General features: G+C 72.6%; 14 protein-coding genes. 9 read left to right on the top strand and 5 right to left on the bottom strand.

Annotation, left to right across the window (positions count from 1 at the left end; genetic code table 11):
* The first annotated feature begins 199 nt into the window (after window positions 1-199).
* Window positions 200-4690, top strand: a complete 4491-nt coding sequence (locus ACTEI_RS14955; RefSeq protein ID WP_122978220.1) for a HAMP domain-containing protein — start codon at window positions 200-202, stop codon at window positions 4688-4690.
* Window positions 4691-4797: 107 nt separating this feature from the next.
* Window positions 4798-5964 carry a glycosyltransferase family 4 protein gene (locus ACTEI_RS14960; RefSeq protein WP_164465963.1) on the top strand — a complete coding sequence of 389 codons (1167 nt, stop codon included), beginning with the start codon at window positions 4798-4800 and terminating at the stop codon, window positions 5962-5964.
* A gap of 34 nt (window positions 5965-5998) precedes the next feature.
* Here the strand turns inward: ACTEI_RS14960 and ACTEI_RS14965 are convergent, their stop codons facing one another.
* Window positions 5999-6205, bottom strand: a complete 207-nt coding sequence (locus ACTEI_RS14965; protein ID WP_122978221.1) for a hypothetical protein — start codon at window positions 6203-6205, stop codon at window positions 5999-6001.
* Window positions 6206-6262: 57 nt separating this feature from the next.
* Window positions 6263-6913 (bottom strand): sensor histidine kinase, encoded by a 651-nt coding sequence (locus ACTEI_RS14970; protein WP_239082611.1) that lies wholly within the window; start codon window positions 6911-6913, stop codon window positions 6263-6265.
* 30 nt (window positions 6914-6943) lie between these two features.
* On the opposite strand from ACTEI_RS14970, the gene ACTEI_RS14975 reads away from it, so the two are divergent.
* Window positions 6944-7588 (top strand): response regulator, encoded by a 645-nt coding sequence (locus ACTEI_RS14975; protein ID WP_122978222.1) that lies wholly within the window; start codon window positions 6944-6946, stop codon window positions 7586-7588.
* A gap of 36 nt (window positions 7589-7624) precedes the next feature.
* Here the strand turns inward: ACTEI_RS14975 and ACTEI_RS14980 are convergent, their stop codons facing one another.
* A complete protein-coding gene (locus tag ACTEI_RS14980) occupies window positions 7625-8866 on the bottom strand; it encodes an Nramp family divalent metal transporter (protein WP_122978223.1) in 1242 nt (413 codons plus the stop codon).
* Between the two features lie 112 nt (window positions 8867-8978).
* On the opposite strand from ACTEI_RS14980, the gene ACTEI_RS14985 reads away from it, so the two are divergent.
* On the top strand, window positions 8979-9896 hold the full coding sequence (locus tag ACTEI_RS14985; protein ID WP_122978224.1) for a manganese catalase: 918 nt from the start codon (window positions 8979-8981) through the stop codon (window positions 9894-9896).
* A 54-nt stretch (window positions 9897-9950) separates the two neighbouring features.
* Here ACTEI_RS14985 and ACTEI_RS14990 read toward each other — a convergent pair whose 3' ends face one another.
* Window positions 9951-10139: a hypothetical protein gene (locus ACTEI_RS14990; protein ID WP_122978225.1), complete on the bottom strand. Its 189-nt coding sequence runs from the start codon at window positions 10137-10139 to the stop codon at window positions 9951-9953.
* A gap of 144 nt (window positions 10140-10283) precedes the next feature.
* On the opposite strand from ACTEI_RS14990, the gene ACTEI_RS14995 reads away from it, so the two are divergent.
* A complete protein-coding gene (locus tag ACTEI_RS14995) occupies window positions 10284-11366 on the top strand; it encodes a glycoside hydrolase family 130 protein (protein ID WP_122978226.1) in 1083 nt (360 codons plus the stop codon).
* On the opposite strand, the gene ACTEI_RS15000 is transcribed toward ACTEI_RS14995, so the two are convergent.
* Window positions 11264-11815, bottom strand: coding sequence for an ATP-binding protein (locus tag ACTEI_RS15000; RefSeq protein ID WP_122978227.1), 552 nt, complete (start codon window positions 11813-11815; stop codon window positions 11264-11266). The genes ACTEI_RS14995 and ACTEI_RS15000 overlap by 103 nt on opposite strands.
* 319 nt (window positions 11816-12134) lie before the next feature.
* On the opposite strand from ACTEI_RS15000, the gene ACTEI_RS36985 reads away from it, so the two are divergent.
* From ACTEI_RS36985 to ACTEI_RS15020, 4 genes are all read left to right on the top strand, one after another.
* Entirely contained in the window at window positions 12135-12341 is a 207-nt protein-coding gene (locus tag ACTEI_RS36985; protein WP_145831070.1) for a hypothetical protein, read from the top strand.
* A 75-nt stretch (window positions 12342-12416) separates the two neighbouring features.
* A complete protein-coding gene (gene hflX, locus ACTEI_RS15010; RefSeq protein WP_122978229.1) occupies window positions 12417-13583 on the top strand; it encodes a GTPase HflX in 1167 nt (388 codons plus the stop codon).
* A gap of 785 nt (window positions 13584-14368) precedes the next feature.
* Window positions 14369-15559, top strand: a complete 1191-nt coding sequence (locus ACTEI_RS15015) for a cytochrome P450 (protein ID WP_122978230.1) — start codon at window positions 14369-14371, stop codon at window positions 15557-15559.
* Window positions 15556-15765, top strand: a complete 210-nt coding sequence (locus tag ACTEI_RS15020; protein ID WP_222942293.1) for a ferredoxin — start codon at window positions 15556-15558, stop codon at window positions 15763-15765. Before ACTEI_RS15015 ends, ACTEI_RS15020 begins: the two co-directional genes overlap by 4 nt.
* The last annotated feature ends 71 nt before the right edge of the window (window positions 15766-15836 follow it).

Here is a 15836-nt window from a genome sequence, read left to right on the forward strand (position 1 = left end):
GTGCCCGTGCGCGCGGCCCCGACAAACCATCCGATCGGGCCGGGTTTTTCGGCCGCAAGGGGGATGCCTGAGCGATTTCCCCCGGCCGTGACCAGCGACATGGCACGCATGTGCGACATCCGGCCGCCGATGTGCATACTTACCGCCGGTCAAGACTTCCATTCACCGCTGTGGCTGTGGCAGAAACGGGGCTTTTCGGATGGTGCAGAGCGCGGGCGCAGTCGCCGACGGTGATCTGAGGCAGCTGCTGGCGGGCCTGACCGCGGTACGTGACGGCGACTTCCGGACCCGGTTGCCCGAGGACGGCGACGGGCTGCTGGGTGAGATCGCCACCGTCTTCAACGGCATGGTCGACCAGCTGTCGCTGTTCACCTCCGAGGTGACCCGGGTCGCCCGCGAGGTCGGCACCGAGGGCCAGCTCGGCGGGCAGGCCGAGGTCCCGGCGGTCTCCGGCACCTGGAAGGACCTGACCGACTCGGTCAACGCGATGGCCGGCAACCTCACCGACCAGGTGCGCGACATCGCCCAGGTGGCCACGGCGGTGGCCCGCGGCGACCTGTCCCAGAAGATCACCGTCGACGTGCGCGGCGAGATCCTGGAGCTGAAGAACACCATCAACACGATGGTCGACGAGCTCTCGTCGTTCGCCGACGAGGTGACCCGGGTGGCCCGGGAGGTGGGCAGCGAGGGCCGGCTCGGCGGGCAGGCCGAGGTGCCGGGGGTCGCGGGGACCTGGCGCGACCTGACCGACTCGGTGAACTTCATGGCCGGCAACCTGACCAACCAGGTCCGCAACATCGCCCAGGTGACCACGGCGGTGGCCCGCGGCGACCTGTCCCAGAAGATCACCGTCGACGCCCGCGGCGAGATCCTGGAGCTCAAGAGCACCATCAACACGATGGTGGACCAGCTGTCGTCGTTCGCCGACGAGGTGACCCGGGTGGCCCGGGAGGTGGGCACCGAGGGCCGGCTCGGCGGGCAGGCTCAGGTCAGCGGCGTCGCGGGCACCTGGCGCGACCTGACCGACTCGGTGAACTCGATGGCCGGCAACCTGACCGGCCAGGTGCGCAGCATCGCCCAGGTGGCCACCGCGGTGGCCCGCGGCGACCTGTCCCAGAAGATCACCGTCGCGGCCCGCGGCGAGATCCTGGAGCTCAAGAGCACCATCAACACGATGGTGGACCAGCTGTCGTCGTTCGCCGACGAGGTGACCCGGGTGGCCCGGGAGGTGGGCACCGAGGGCCGGCTCGGCGGGCAGGCCGACGTCAAGGGGGTCTCCGGCACCTGGAAGGACCTCACCGAGTCGGTCAACGTCATGGGTGACAACCTGACCGCCCAGGTCCGCAGCATCGCCGAGGTGACCACGGCGGTGGCCCGCGGCGACCTGACCCAGAAGATCCGGGTCGACGCGCGCGGCGAGATCCTGGAGCTCAAGGAGACCATCAACACGATGGTCGACCAGCTCTCCGCGTTCGCCGACGAGGTGACCCGGGTGGCCCGGGAGGTGGGCACCGAGGGCCGGCTCGGCGGGCAGGCGCGGGTGCTCAACGTCGGCGGCACCTGGAAGGACCTGACCGACAACGTCAACGTGATGGCGTCCAACCTGACCAACCAGGTGCGCTCGATCGCCCTGGTGGCGACCGCGGTGGCGCAGGGCGACCTGAGCAAGAAGATCACGGTGGAGGCCAAGGGCGAGGTCGCCGTGCTGGCGCAGACCATCAACACCATGGTGGACACGCTGGGCGCGTTCGCCGACGAGGTGACCCGGGTGGCCCGGGAGGTGGGCACCGAGGGGCAGCTGGGCGGCCAGGCCCGGGTGCCGAACGTCGCCGGCACCTGGAAGGACCTGACCGACAACGTCAACTCGATGGCGAACAACCTGACCGGCCAGGTGCGCAACATCGCCCAGGTGACCACCGCGGTGGCGCAGGGCGACCTGACCAAGAAGATCGACGTCGACGCGCGCGGCGAGATCCTGGAGCTCAAGACCACCATCAACACCATGGTCGACCAGCTCTCCAGCTTCGCCGCCGAGGTCACCCGGGTGGCCCGGGAGGTGGGCAGCGAGGGCCGCCTCGGCGGCCAGGCCGAGGTCGAGGGCGTCTCCGGTACGTGGAAGCGCCTCACCGAGAACGTCAACGAGCTGGCCGGCAACCTGACCCGGCAGGTACGCGCCATCGCCGAGGTGACCAGCGCGGTGGCCACCGGGGACCTGACCCGGTCGATCACCGTGGACGCCTCCGGTGAGGTGGCCGAGCTCAAGGACAACATCAACTTCATGGTGGAGTCGCTGCGCGAGACCACCCGGGCCAACCAGGAGCAGGACTGGCTCAAGACCAACCTGGCCCGGATCTCCTCGCTGATGCAGGGCCACCGTGACCTCGAGGTGGTCGCGACGCTGGTGATGAACGAGCTGTCCCCGCTGGTCAACGCCCAGCTGGGCACGTTCCTGCTGGTCGACGACGCGGCGGCGGGACCGGCGCTGCGCGTGGTCGGCAGCTACGGCCACAACGGCGCCGGCGGCCGGTTCGCCTTCGGCGAGTCGCTGGTCGGGCAGGCCGCGGTGGCCAAGCGGCGGATCGTGGTCGACGACCTGCCGGCCGGGTACTTCACCGTCTCGTCCAGCCTCGGCTCGGCCACCCCGCTGCAACTGGTGGTGCTGCCGATCGTGGTGGAGGACCAGATCCTCGGCGTCATCGAGCTGGCCAGCATGACCCCGTTCACCCAGGTGCACCAGGACTTCCTGGATCAGCTGATGGAGACCATCGGCGTCAACGTCAACACGATGGTGGCCAACGCCCGTACCGACGTGCTGCTCACCGAGTCGCAGCGGCTGGCCGCCGAGCTGCAGGCCCGCTCGGAGGAGCTGCAGGCGCGCTCCGAGGAGCTGCAGCGCTCCAACGCGGAGCTGGAGGACAAGGCGTCGCTGCTGGCCCGGCAGAACCGGGACATCGAGACGAAGAACTCGGAGATCGAGCAGGCCCGCCAGGAGCTGGAGGCGCGCGCCCAGCAGCTGGCGCTGGCCTCCAAGTACAAGTCCGAGTTCCTCGCGAACATGAGTCACGAGCTGCGTACGCCGTTGAACTCCCTGCTGGTCCTGGCGCAGCTGCTGGCGCAGAACCCGACCCGCAACCTGAGCCCGAAGCAGGTGGAGTACGCCACCGTCATCCACTCGGCCGGCACCGACCTGCTCCAGCTGATCAACGACATCCTGGACCTGTCCAAGGTCGAGGCCGGCAAGATGGACATCGCGCCGGAGGCCTTCGAGCTGCGCAACCTGCTCGACTACGTGGAGGCCACGTTCCGCCCGCTGACCTCCTCGCGGGGGCTGGCGTTCGAGGTGTCCACCGGCGCCGACGTGCCGACCGATCTGTTCACCGACGAGCAGCGGCTGCGGCAGGTGCTGCGCAACCTGCTGTCCAACGCGGTGAAGTTCACCGAGGCGGGCCGGGTGCAGCTGCGCATCGAGCGGGCCCGCCGCGACGAGCTGCCGGAGGCGCTGGCCGAGCACGCCGAGGTGGTCGCCTTCCGGGTGATCGACACCGGCATCGGGATCGCCGAGCAGCAGCTGACCGCGATCTTCGACGCGTTCCAGCAGGCCGACGGCACCACCAGCCGCCGCTACGGGGGCACCGGCCTGGGCCTGTCGATCAGCCGGGAGATCGCCTACCTGCTCGGCGGTGAGATCCAGGCGCAGAGCGTGCTCGGCCAGGGCAGCACCTTCACCCTGTACATGCCGGTCGAGACGCCGGTGGCGCACGACGGCGGCCCGGTCGCCGAGCCGCCGGCCGACCTGCTGATCGCCGACCCGGCCGTCGAGCACGTGATCGACGGGCCGGACACCCGCCGGCTGCTGGTGGTCGAGAGCGACTCGCACGGGCTGCTCACCCTGATCGCCCGGGGCGCGGCGGCCGCGGTCGCCGACACCCACGGCGCGGCGCACGTGGTCACCGCGGTCGACCCGGAGACGGCGATCGCCGAGCTGCTGGCGCAGCCGTTCCACACGATCGTGCTGGACCTGTCGCTGCCCGCGGACAGCGGCTCGGCCTTCGTCAAGGCGCTGCACGAGCAGACCGGGCTGCGGCACGTCCCGGTGCTGGCGTACCGCACGCACCCGCTGCCGCCCAACCATGACACGCTGCTGCAGGCGCTGGCCCAGACCCGCCCGCTGGAGCTGCTGTCCAGCCTGGACGAGCTGCGCGAACGCATCACCCTGCACCTGTCCACCGACGCCGGCACGCCGGTCATGCCGCCGACCGTCGAGACCGGCGTGCTCAGCGACCTGGCCGCTTTGCCGGGCCGGCTGGCCGGCCGCAAGGTGCTCGTGGTCGACGACGACGCGCGCAACGTCTTCGCCCTGACCAACATCCTGGAGCTGCACGGCATGGAGGTGGTCTACGCGGAGAACGGCCGCAAGGGCATCGACGTGCTGGCCCAGCACGACGACGTCGACCTGATCCTGATGGACGTGATGATGCCGGAGATGGACGGATACGCCGCCACCGCGGCGATCCGCTCCATGCCCAAGTACGCCCAGTTGCCGATCATCGCGGTCACCGCCAAGGCGATGCACGGCGACCGGGAGAAGAGCCTCGCCTCCGGCGCCAGCGACTACGTGACCAAGCCGGTCGACGCCGAGGACCTGCTGCAGTGCATCGAACGGTGGCTGGGCGGGGCGGACCGGTCCTGAGCCCGCCGGCCGGCGCCGTCCCCGTGTCGCGGGGGCGGCGCCGGTCCGGCCGAGTTCGCCCGATGTCCATCTCACGATGGTTGACCCGGCACCCTAGCTTGTGGGCGGTGAAGATCCGCTACGTGCTCCACAACGCGTACGGCACCGGGGGCACGATCCGTACGGTCGTGAACCAGGCCAACGCGCTGTGCGCCACCCATGACGTCGAGATCGCCAGCGTGTACCGTTCGGCGCAGGCGCCGGTGTTCCGGCTCGACCCGCGCGTGCGGCTGGTCTCGCTGACCGACCTGCGCGAGGACGGCTCGCGGTGGACCGATCCGGCGGGCACCAATTCCCGGTTCTGGCGCAAGACCCGGCGTTTCCGCAGCCCGCTGCCGCACCGCGCGGACTTCCGGTACAAGCGCTGGGACCCGCTGGTGGACCTGCGGGTGCTGGACTATTTCCGGGCGGAGTCCGACGGGGTGCTGGTGACCACCCGGCCGGCGCTCAACCTGATGTCCGCGTGGTTCGCGCCGCGGCGGCTGGTCCGGGTCGCCCAGGACCACCTGAACTTCCGTAGCTATCCGGCCCCGTTGCAGGCCGCGATCGTGCGCGCCTACCCGCGGCTGGACGCGGTGTCCGTGCTGACCCGCGCCGACCTCGCCGCCTACCGGGAGGCGCTGGGCGACTCGGTACGCCTGGAGCACATCCCGAACGGCACCCCGGCGCCCGACGGCGTACCGGAGGGTGAGCGCGCCGCGGTCGTGGTCGCCGCCGGGCGGCTCACCCGGCAGAAGGGCTTCGATCTGCTCATCGACGCGTTCCAGCGGGTGCACGCGGAGCACCCGCGGTGGCGGCTGGACATCTTCGGTGAGGGTCGGGCCCGGCCGAAACTGACCGCCCGGATCGCCGAGCGCGGGCTGGACGGTGTCGTCCGCCTGCGCGGGCGCACCCGCGAGCTGGACCGGGAGATGGCCCGGGCGTCGGTCTTCGTGCTCAGCTCCCGCCGGGAGGGGCTGCCGATGGTGCTGCTGGAGGCGATGCGCACCGGGCTGCCGGTGGTGTCCTTCGACTGCCCGACCGGTCCGGCCGAGGTGGTCGAGGACGGCGTCAACGGGGTGCTGGTGCCCGCCGAGGACGTCGCCGAACTGGCCGCCGGGCTGTCCCGGCTGATCGGCGACGCCGGCGAGCGCGCCCGGATGGGTCAGGCGGCCCGGCAGACCGGCGCCCGGTACGCGATGCCGGTGATCGCCGCGCGGTGGGTGGAGCTGTTCGCACAGCTGAGCCGCCGCTGACCGGCGGGTCGCGGCTGGGGGCCGGTGCGCCCGGTCAGGCCTGCCGGGAGACGTGCACCCGGCGCATCCGGGCCGGTGACCGCGGCTGCCGGTGAGCGAGGTGGTCACGGACCAGCGGGGCGGCCCAGACCAGGACGACCGCGACGGTCAGCAGGCCGGTCCGGGGGCCGGACGGGGCGTGCAGCAGCAGCGCCAGCAGCCACGCGGCCAGGACGGTCGTACGGAAGATGTGGTCTCGCATGCGACCGGGATGCCCGCCCGTGGTGGCCCCCGGGGGCCAACCCGTGGCCCGCGCGGGTCAGTGCCGGTACCGCGGCAGCGCCGCCTCCACCGCCAGCCCGCCCGGGTGCAGGGGCCGGGCATGCAGCGTCCCGCCGAGGTCGGCCAGCAGGTGGCGGACCACCCACAGGCCGAGGCCGTGCTCGTCCGGTGGGGGAGTCCGGCGGCGCAGCGCCACGTGCAGGCCGGGGGTCGGACCGCCCTGGTCGATCACGGTGATCCGGAGCCGGCGGGCCCGGACCCCGGAGCGCACCCGGACCGGCCCGGTCCCGTGCCGGACCGCGTTGCTCACCAGGTTGATCAGGATCTGCTTGGTGTGCCGCGGATGCACCGGCCAGCGCAGCGCGACCCGGCTCGCCGAGACGGTCAGCCGGCCGGGCGGGGCGGTCACCGCCACCGCGGGAAGGATCGTGCCCAGCGGGGCCGCGGGGACCGCCTCGTCGGCCAGTCCCTGGGCGGTCGCGGCGGCCTGCTCCAGGACCTCCTTGGCGTAGGCGGCGTGCTCGGCGGCCAGGCGGGCCAGCTCGCGGCGGTGCGGCTCGGGCGGTGCGCCCTCCAGGGCGCGGACCAGGCCGGCCAGTGTCGCCATCGGCGGGCGCAGCTCGTGGCAGACGCTGCGGACCAGCAGCAGTCCCGGATCCGGCCGGGCTCGTCTGCGGATCAGGCGCATGACTCGTCCGCGGCGGGGCACCCGGGCGTCATGCGCACCGGAATCCGACTGGCCGTCATCGACGATCACCACCTCTTCGTACGGGGGTTGGAACTGCTGTTGCCGGAGGTCAGCGACGGCCGGGCCACCGTGGTCGCGGCGACCGGCGACGCGGCGTACGCGGCCAGCGTGGTCCGCCACGCCGTGCCGGACCTGGTGCTGGTGGACCTGCACATGCCGCCGCCCGGCGGGGTCCGGGCGATCGCCGCGGTGCGCCGGGCCGCCCCACGGGCACGGGTGCTGGCCATGTCCGGCGACGACGATCCGGCGGTCGCGGTGGAGGCGCTGCGGGCCGGGGCGAGCGGCTTCCTGCCCAAGAGCAGTGACGCCGCCGAGCTGATGCAGCCGCTGCTCGCCGCGCTCGACGGCTGGGCGGTGCTGCCGGACGGCGTGCTCGCCGCGCTGGTCGAGCAGGGCCGGCGGCGCTCGGCGCCCTCGGCCGTCGAGTCGCTGGGCGGGGCCGACCGGGAGCTGCTGCGGCTGATCGCCGGTGGCTGCTCCACGATCGAGATCGCCGATCGGATGCACGTCTCGGAGCGGACGGTGAAACGGCAGACCGCGACGCTGCTGCGCCGGCTGCACGTGGCCAGCCGCGCCGAAGCGGCCGCGCTGGCCGGCAGCGCCGGGTTGCGGTAGAGGGGCACGGCCCCCGGATGCCCCGGCTGAGCGCGCTCAACCCAACGTTCTGACCAGCAAAAACCCGTTGAGCCCGATGATCAGCAGCGCGACGGCGCCGGCACACGCCGTGGTGGCCGGGTGGTTGACCTGGTCGCCGAGCACCCGGCGGCGGCCGGTCAGCCAGATCAGCGGCACCAGCGCGAACGGCACCCCGAAGGAGAGCACGACCTGCGACCAGACCAGTGCCCCGGTGGGGTCGACGCCCAGCGCGAGCACGGCCATCGCCGGCGCCATGGTGATCAGCCGGCGGGCCAGCAGCGGGATGGCGCGGCCGATGAAGCCCTGCATCACCACCTGCCCGGCGTAGGTCCCCACCCCGGAGGAGGCGAGGCCGGAGGCCAGCAGGGCGATCCCGAACGCCAGCGCGGCGTGCCCGTCCAGCACCGCGGCCAGGCCGTGGTGGATGCCCTCCAGGGTGTCGGTGCCGTCGATGCCCGAGCCGAAGAAGAGCTGCGCCGCGATCACCAGCATCGCCAGGTTCACCAGCCCGGCCGCGCCGAGCGCGACCAGCGTGTCGGCGCGCTGGTAGCGCAGCGCCTCGCGGCGGCGGCCGGGGTCGGCGGCGGCGCTCGCCCGGGACTTGGTCAGCGCCGAGTGCAGGTAGATCACGTGCGGCATCACGGTCGCGCCGAGGATGCCGGTGGCCAGCAGCAGGCTGTCCGAGCCGGCGAACGACGGCACCAGACCGGTGGCGAACGCCTGCGCGTCGGCGCCCGAGCGCAGCGCGGTGTAGAGGAAACCGATCAGGATCACCCCGAGCAGCGCGCCGATCACCGTCTCGAACCGGCGGTACCCGCGCCGGTGCAGCTCCAGCAGGGCGAACGCCACGACGCAGGTGACCAGGCCACCCAGCGGCAGCGGCATACCGAACAGCAGATTCAGCGCGAGGGCGCCGCCGACGATCTCCGCCAGGTCGGTCGCCATCGCCACCAGCTCGGCCTGCACCCACAGCCCGCGCGACACCGGGCGGGGCAGGTGGGCGCGGCACAGCTCGGGCAGGTCACGTCCGGTGACCAGGCCGAGCTTGGCCGACAGCGACTGGACCAGCATGGCCATCAGGTTCGCCGCCACGATCACCCAGACCAGCAGGTAGCCGGAGGTGGCCCCGGCGGTGAAGTTGGTGGCGAAGTTGCCCGGGTCGGCGTAGGCGATGGCGGCCACGAAGGCCGGGCCGAACCACGGCGCCACCCGGGCCACCCGGTTCTTCAGCGGAACAGCGAGATCGAGAACCACCATGCGGGCCCCATGCCCCGCCCCGCCGGCCTGCTCGGGCCACGGACGTCCCCGCGGGGCCAGTCCGCCGGGTAACTGATTCGTCGTACAAGCATCCCGCTGAGAGGAGCAAGTCGTGTTCAAGCACGTCGACTACCTGCAGTTCCAGGCGAAGCCGGAGAAGCCGGACGCCCTTTTCGCGGCGAAGCTGCAGGAGCTCGTCGGTGGTCAGTTCGGTGAGATGACCGTGATGATGCAGTACCTGTGGCAGGGCTGGTCGTGCCGCGTGCCCGGCAAGTACAAGGACATGATCATGGACATCGCGACCGAGGAGATCGGTCACGTCGAGATGCTCACCACCATGCTGGCCCGGCTGCTGGAGGGCGCCCCGAACGAGGCGACCGAGAAGGCCGCGGCGGCCAACCCGCTGCTCGCCGCGGTGCTCGGCGGGATGAACGTCCAGCACGCCATCGTCACCGGTGGCAGCGCCCTGCCGCGTGACTCCGCCGGTGTGCCGTGGAACGCCGGCTACATCGTGGCCAGCGGCAACCTGCTCTCCGACTTCCGCTCGAACGTGGCGGCCGAGGCGCAGAGCCGGCTGATGACCAGCCGGGTCTACAACATGACCGACGACCGCGGGGTCAAGGACATGCTCCAGTTCAACCTGGCCCGCGACACCTACCACCAGCAGCAGTGGCTGCTCGGGATCGAACAGCTGATCGCGGACGGCTTCACCGAGAACGGCATCGAGGACTCCAACGCCGAGTTCGAGCACCCCGAGGCCAACCACACGTTCTACAGCTTCGACCCGGAGAGCAAAGCGGGCGAGGGGCGCTGGGCGCGCGGGCCGGCGCTCAACGGCAAGGACGAGATCCGCTACGTGCCGGACGCGCAGCCGCTGACCGACGACAAGCCGCTTGGACCGGCGCCGGACCCGAAGCTGTACGTCACCTACGACGGCTCGATGGGCAAGGGCAAGCCGGGCACCGGAGCCGGCGCGCACGCCCAGGGCGTGGCCAACGTGGTCAACAAGATCAAGGGCGCGCTGGAGTAGGCGCGTGCGGAACGGGGCCGGCCCTGCCACGGTCCGGCCCCGTTCCGTGTCCGCTCAGGAGTTGTCGTCGGCGGTCTTGCCGGACGGGCCGTACGGGGACGTCTGTCCCGCCGGGGTCGGCTGGTTCGCCGTCTTGTCGTGGCTGCCGTGCGGCGGCTGGGTCGGATCGGCGTCCTCGGTGCGCTGCTTGCTGGTCGGCGACTCGCCGCTGCGCCGCAACTCCGGCTGCTGAACGTTCGTCATCACGAGCTCCTTTCTCCTCCGGACCGGCGGATACCCCGATCAGCGCGGAATATGTCCGGACCTGCCCCGTTTGCCGTGCGCTGGATCGGGAACCACGGTCGAGCGGCTCCCGCCATCCGTCGTTCGACAGCGAGGTGCACGGCGATGACGCTTCCCGGCTACCGGTTCCGCCGGCTCACGACGATCATGTACCCCGACCCCGGTGATCCGATGGAGTTCTGGGGCGCCTTCAACCCGACCGTCGGCCGCACCCCGGACGGCCGGTGGCACCTGATCGCCCGGGTCACCGCCGAGGGCAACGTCTCCCGGCTGCGCATCGCCGAGCTGCTGCTGGACGGTGACGTGCCGGTCGGGGTCCGGCGCGGCGACGTGGTGCTGGGACCGGACGAGCCGTGGGAGCGTGGCGGCGGCCGGGGCGGCGTCGAGGACCCGAGAGCCACGTGGGTCGCGGCGCTCGGCATGTACGTGATGGGATACACCGCGCAGGGCGGCGCCTACGGCGCCCAGGCGGCACTCGCGGTCTCCGCGGACTTCCGGACCTGGCGGCGGCTGGGACCGCTGCATTTCGCGTACGACACGGCGCTCAAGCACGACCTCAACGTCTTCCCGAACAAGGACGTCGCGCTCTTCCCCGAACCGGTGCGCGCGCCCGACGGCCGGCTGTCCTACGCGTTCCTGCACCGGCCGATGTGGGGTGCGGTGATCGACCTGCCCGCCGGCCTCACCGACGCCCGGCACGGCATCTGGGTGTCGTTCACCCCGGTCGAGGCGGTGCACCGGGATCTGCGGAACCTGGTGCTGTTGGACCAGCACCGGCCCGTCGCCCAGCCGGAGTTCCCCTTCGAGTCCACCAAGATCGGCGCCGGCCCGCCGCCGGTCCGGGTGCCGGAGGGCTGGCTGCTGGTCCACCACGGGGTCAGCGCGCACGACACCGGAGACCCGGTGCCGCGCCTGGACTACGCGGCCGGCGCGATGCTGCTCGACGGCGATGACGTCACCCGGGTCTGCTACCGGACCAGCGCGCCGCTGCTGGCGCCGGAGACCACCGAGGAACGGGCCGGCATCGACCGGCACATCGTCTTCCCCAGCGGCCTGGCCCGCATCGGCGCGGCGGACTATCTCTTCTACGGCATCTCCGACCGGTACATCGGCGTCGCCGTCCTGGAGCGCGCCCCGGGCACCGGCGACGGCAACCCGTGGCAGCCGACCGTCGCGCCACCGCGCTGAAGCTCCTCCAGGGGCAGGTCGGCCCAGACCACCTTGCCGCCGCCGGTGCGGGCGTAACCCCAGTCCGCGCTGCTGGACGCCACCAGGTGCAGGCCCAGCCCGCCGGGCCCGGCGGGGTCCCGGTCCGGGTGCAGCACCGGGGGAGAGGCACATCCGTCGTGGACGGCGAGGCGCAGGAACCGGCCACGCAGACCGATCTCCAGGGTCATCATGGTGTGCGCGTGCATGACGACGTTGCTGACCAGCTCGGTGACGATGAGCGTGGCCGGGGCCAGCAGGTGGGCCAGACCCCACCGCAGGCAGCTCTCGGTGACGACGTTGCGGGCGTGCCGTCCGGCGAACGCGACCGGGAGCAGGTCCTCGACGACGCCCGAGGCTCCCGCACGGCCGCGGTGCACCCGCCCGCCGGTGGGCCCGTCGGTCGTGTCGCCGTCTCCGGAATGATGCATGGTCGATTCCCTCCCTGCGGGCACGGCACGACTACCCGGGTTGCGCGGGCTTACGCCGGTCACCGGACCGACATTTCCCGCGGCGGTGCCGGGCGGGTCCGGCCGTGCCGCTGCGCCGCGCGTGCCGCTGCGCCGCGCGTGCCGCTGCGCCGCTGCGCGGGCCGGCGGCCCGGCGCGGCTGTGGTCCACGTCGTACACCATCCGGTCCGGCGCCGGGATCATCGGTCCGGCGCCGGGCGGGCCGGCCGGCGCGGGAACCGGCCGTGTCCCGGTGGCCGCACCGACGTTTGCCCGGCTGTCCTGGGGGAAGTCGCCGGTCATGAGCGATACCCGAGAACCCGTCACCCGGCACCCGACCGACGAGCCGGACGGCACGACCGCGTACGCCGCCTCGCTGCGCCCGCCCGGCGAGTCCGTGACCGGGGACACCGAGCCGGAGAGCGGCGAGGACACCGGCCCGGACCCCCGGACCGGATACGACCCTGCCGCCACCTCCGGGGACACCGACGTCTACCGCCCGGACTGAGCGGCCGGCGTCACCGGCACCGTCCGGCCGCCTTCCGCGGCCGGTGACTTGGCCGAACGGCTCTGGAGGACCTTCATGGCTGGCACATGGCTGCTGGGAACCGGCGTCCGTGACGATGCGCGGCGACCGAGAGCGGTTCTGGTCGCCGTGCAGCAGCAGGAGCCGGCGCAGGACGGCGCGCCGGGCACACCCGCCTCGCTGGCGGAGCTGCGCCGGCTCGCCGACACCGACGGCCTGGCGGTCGTCGACGAGGTGGTGCAGCGGCGCGGACGTCCCGACCCGGCGACGTTCGTCGGCTCGGGACGGGCCGACGCGCTGGCCACGGCGGTGCAGGACGGCGGCGCCGACCTGGTCATCGCGGACGGCGAGCTCACCCCGGGGCAGGCGCGGAACCTGCAGGACGTCGTCGGGGTGCCGGTCGTCGACCGGACCGCCCTGATCCTGGACATCTTCGCCGAGCACGCCCGCAGCAGCGAGGGGCGCGTGCAGGTGGAGCTGGCGCAGATCGCGTACCAGCTGCCCCGGCTGCGCGGCGAGGGCCGGGCGCTGTCCCGGGTCGGTGGCGGCCGGATGGCCGGGGGCGCCGGCATCGGTGTGCGTGGCCCCGGTGAGATGCGCCTCGAAGTGCAGCGCCGCAGGCTGCGCCAGCGGGCCACCCGGCTGCGCGCGGACGCGGTGCAGCTGGCCCGGCGGCGCGAGATGGCCCGCCGGCGGCGGCTGCGCAACCAGGTGCCGGCGGTGGCGATCACCGGTTACACCAACGCCGGCAAGTCCGCCCTGCTCAACCGGCTCACCGGCGCCGAGGTGGTGACCGAGGACGTGCTGTTCGCCACGCTCGACCCGACGGTGCGGCGCACCACCGTGGACGGCCACGCCTTCACCCTCACCGACACGGTCGGTTTCGTCCGTAACCTGCCCCACCAGCTCGTCGACGCCTTCCGCTCGACCCTGGAGGAGGTCACCCGCAGCGACCTGGTGCTGCACGTCGTCGACGCGTCGGCGCCGGACGCGTTCGGCCAGATCACCACGGTGCACGGGGTGCTCCAGGAGATCGGCGCCGGGGACCTGCCCGAGCTGCTGGTGCTCAACAAGATCGACGTGGCCCCGGAGGAGTGGGTCACCGCGCTGCGGCGCGCGCACCCGGACGCGGTGCCGGTGTCCGCGCTGACCGGCGAGGGCGTCGGCGAGCTGCGGATCGCGCTGTCCGCGTACGCGAAACTGGCGACCCGGCCGGACCGGTGAGCCCGCACGCGGTGTCCGGGCGGGCGACGAGCGTCCGGGTGCCGAGGGCGACGGCCGGCGCCAGCCGGTCGAGCGGGCGCTGCACGCGCGGGGTGACCCGGGACGCGACGATGCCGGCCCCGCCGCCCGGAGCAGCACCGGCCGGATCAACACCGGCTCGGCCTCCGGCAGTGTCGGCTCGGCCTCCGGCGGTGCCGGCTCGGCCTCCGGCGGTGCCGGCTCGGCCTCCGGCGGTGCCGGCTCGGCCTCCGGCGGTGCCGGCTCGGCCTCCGGCGGCGACGCCGGCGCACCGTGCTGCGTCCGGCGGACCTCGCGGCTGCGCTTCAACGCCGTCGAACCCGGCCTCACCGCCCGGCTTCCGCCTGCGCCGGGACCCGCGCCCGGCTCGCCGCCGTTCCGCCAGCCGCGCATTCCCCAGGGCGCCGGACCGTCTCGGCGGCGGTACCACCCCGGAGCGCTGCGGCGGCCCGTGCCGCGCCCGGCCGGGTGCCGGTTCGCCCGATGGGCCTCGCCGCCCACGCCGGCATCCGGCCGCGTGTTCTGCCGCTCAGCGGGATTTCCGGCCGTTCCGGTGAGCGCGAGGTGCGCACACACTGTGGAGTTGTGGCCCGCCGGGCCGCCCGCGGTGTGGCTCGTGATATCGATCAAAGACAATATCTATGTCGCATTGTCGCACGTCAGGGCCGTGGTCCCGCTCCGACCCGGCTGGTTCGACGGTAGACGGTGGGCGGTCAGGTGAGTAAATTCAGGCTTAAGCGGAAAATCTCCGGTTAAGGAGTACCCCGATGCTGCAATTCCCTCTGGTCCGGGAATGTCCGTACGCGCCCCCTGCGGAGTACACGCAGATCCGCGAGGACGAGCCGATCACCACCGTCCGTCTCCCGAACGGCCGCGAGGCCTGGGTCGTCACCAAGCATGAGCACGTCCGCCAGGTGCTCAACGACCCGAGCTTCAGCGCCGACCGGCTCCACCCCGACTTCCCGAACCTCGCGCCGGCCGGGCAGCCGATCCCACGTGACGACACCGCCCGGAGCATGCTGATGATGGACCCGCCGGAGCACGGCCCGGCGCGCAAGACCGTGCTCGGCGAGTTCACCGTCCGGCGGATCGCCGCTCTGCGGCCGCGGATACAGGAGATCGTCGACGAGCGGATCGACGTCATGCTGGCCGGACCCAGGCCGGCCGACCTGGTGGAGACGCTGTCTCTGCCGGTGCCGTCCATGGTGATCTGCGAGTTGCTCGGCGTCCCGTACGCCGACCACGCCTTCTTCCAGGCCAACACGGCGGCCATGATCAAGCGCGAGACGACGGTGGACGACCGGCAGGCGGCCTTCGAGCGGATCCGCGACTACCTGGAGGACCTGATCGTGGTCAAGGAGGCCGACCCGCCGGACGACCTGCTCGGCCGGCAGATCCGCAAGCGCCGGTCCGAGGGCGCCTACGAGCGCGCCCCACTGGTCAGCCTGGGCTTCCTCCTGCTGGTCGCGGGCCACGAGACCACCGCGAACATGATCTCGCTGGGTACCCTCGCGCTGCTGGAGAACCCGGCGCAGATGCACGCCCTGCGGGCCGATCCGGCCCGGACGCTCGGCGCCGTGGAGGAGATGCTGCGGTACTTCACCATCGTGGACACCGTGGTGGCGCGGCTGTGCACCGCGGACACCACGGTCGGCGGCGTACCCATCCGCGCCGGCGAGGGCGTGCTGACCCTCGGGCAGGCGGCCAACCGGGACCCGGACGCGTTCGACGCTCCGGACGACTTCGACATCGACCGGCCGGCCCGGCACCACGTGGCGTTCGGATTCGGCCCGCACCAGTGCCTGGGCCAGAACCTGGCCCGCGCCGAGCTGCAGATCGTCTTCGACACGCTGCTGCGGCGCGTGCCCACGTTGCGACTCGCCGCGCCGGTCGCGGACCTCCCGTTCAAGTCCGACGCCGCCATCTACGGCATGTACCACATGCCGGTCACCTGGTGACGGAGGCCACCATGAAGATCGTCGCTGATCTGAGCCGGTGCGTGGGCGCCGGCCAGTGCGTGCTCACCGAGCCGGCGCTCTTCGACCAGGACCCCGAGGACGGCACGGTCGTGGTTCTCGACGAGCAGCCGTCCGGTGACCTGGTCCGGGCCGCGTACGACGCCGTCCGGGTCTGTCCCAGCCAGGCCCTGTCGATCGAGGAGTGAGCCCGGCGGGAGCGGACCCGCCGAACGTTTCGGGAAGTGTGCCAGGGTTGTCACCCATCAGGGCGGACAGT

This window comes from Actinoplanes teichomyceticus ATCC 31121 (assembly GCF_003711105.1).
Lineage (GTDB): Bacteria > Actinomycetota > Actinomycetes > Mycobacteriales > Micromonosporaceae > Actinoplanes > Actinoplanes teichomyceticus.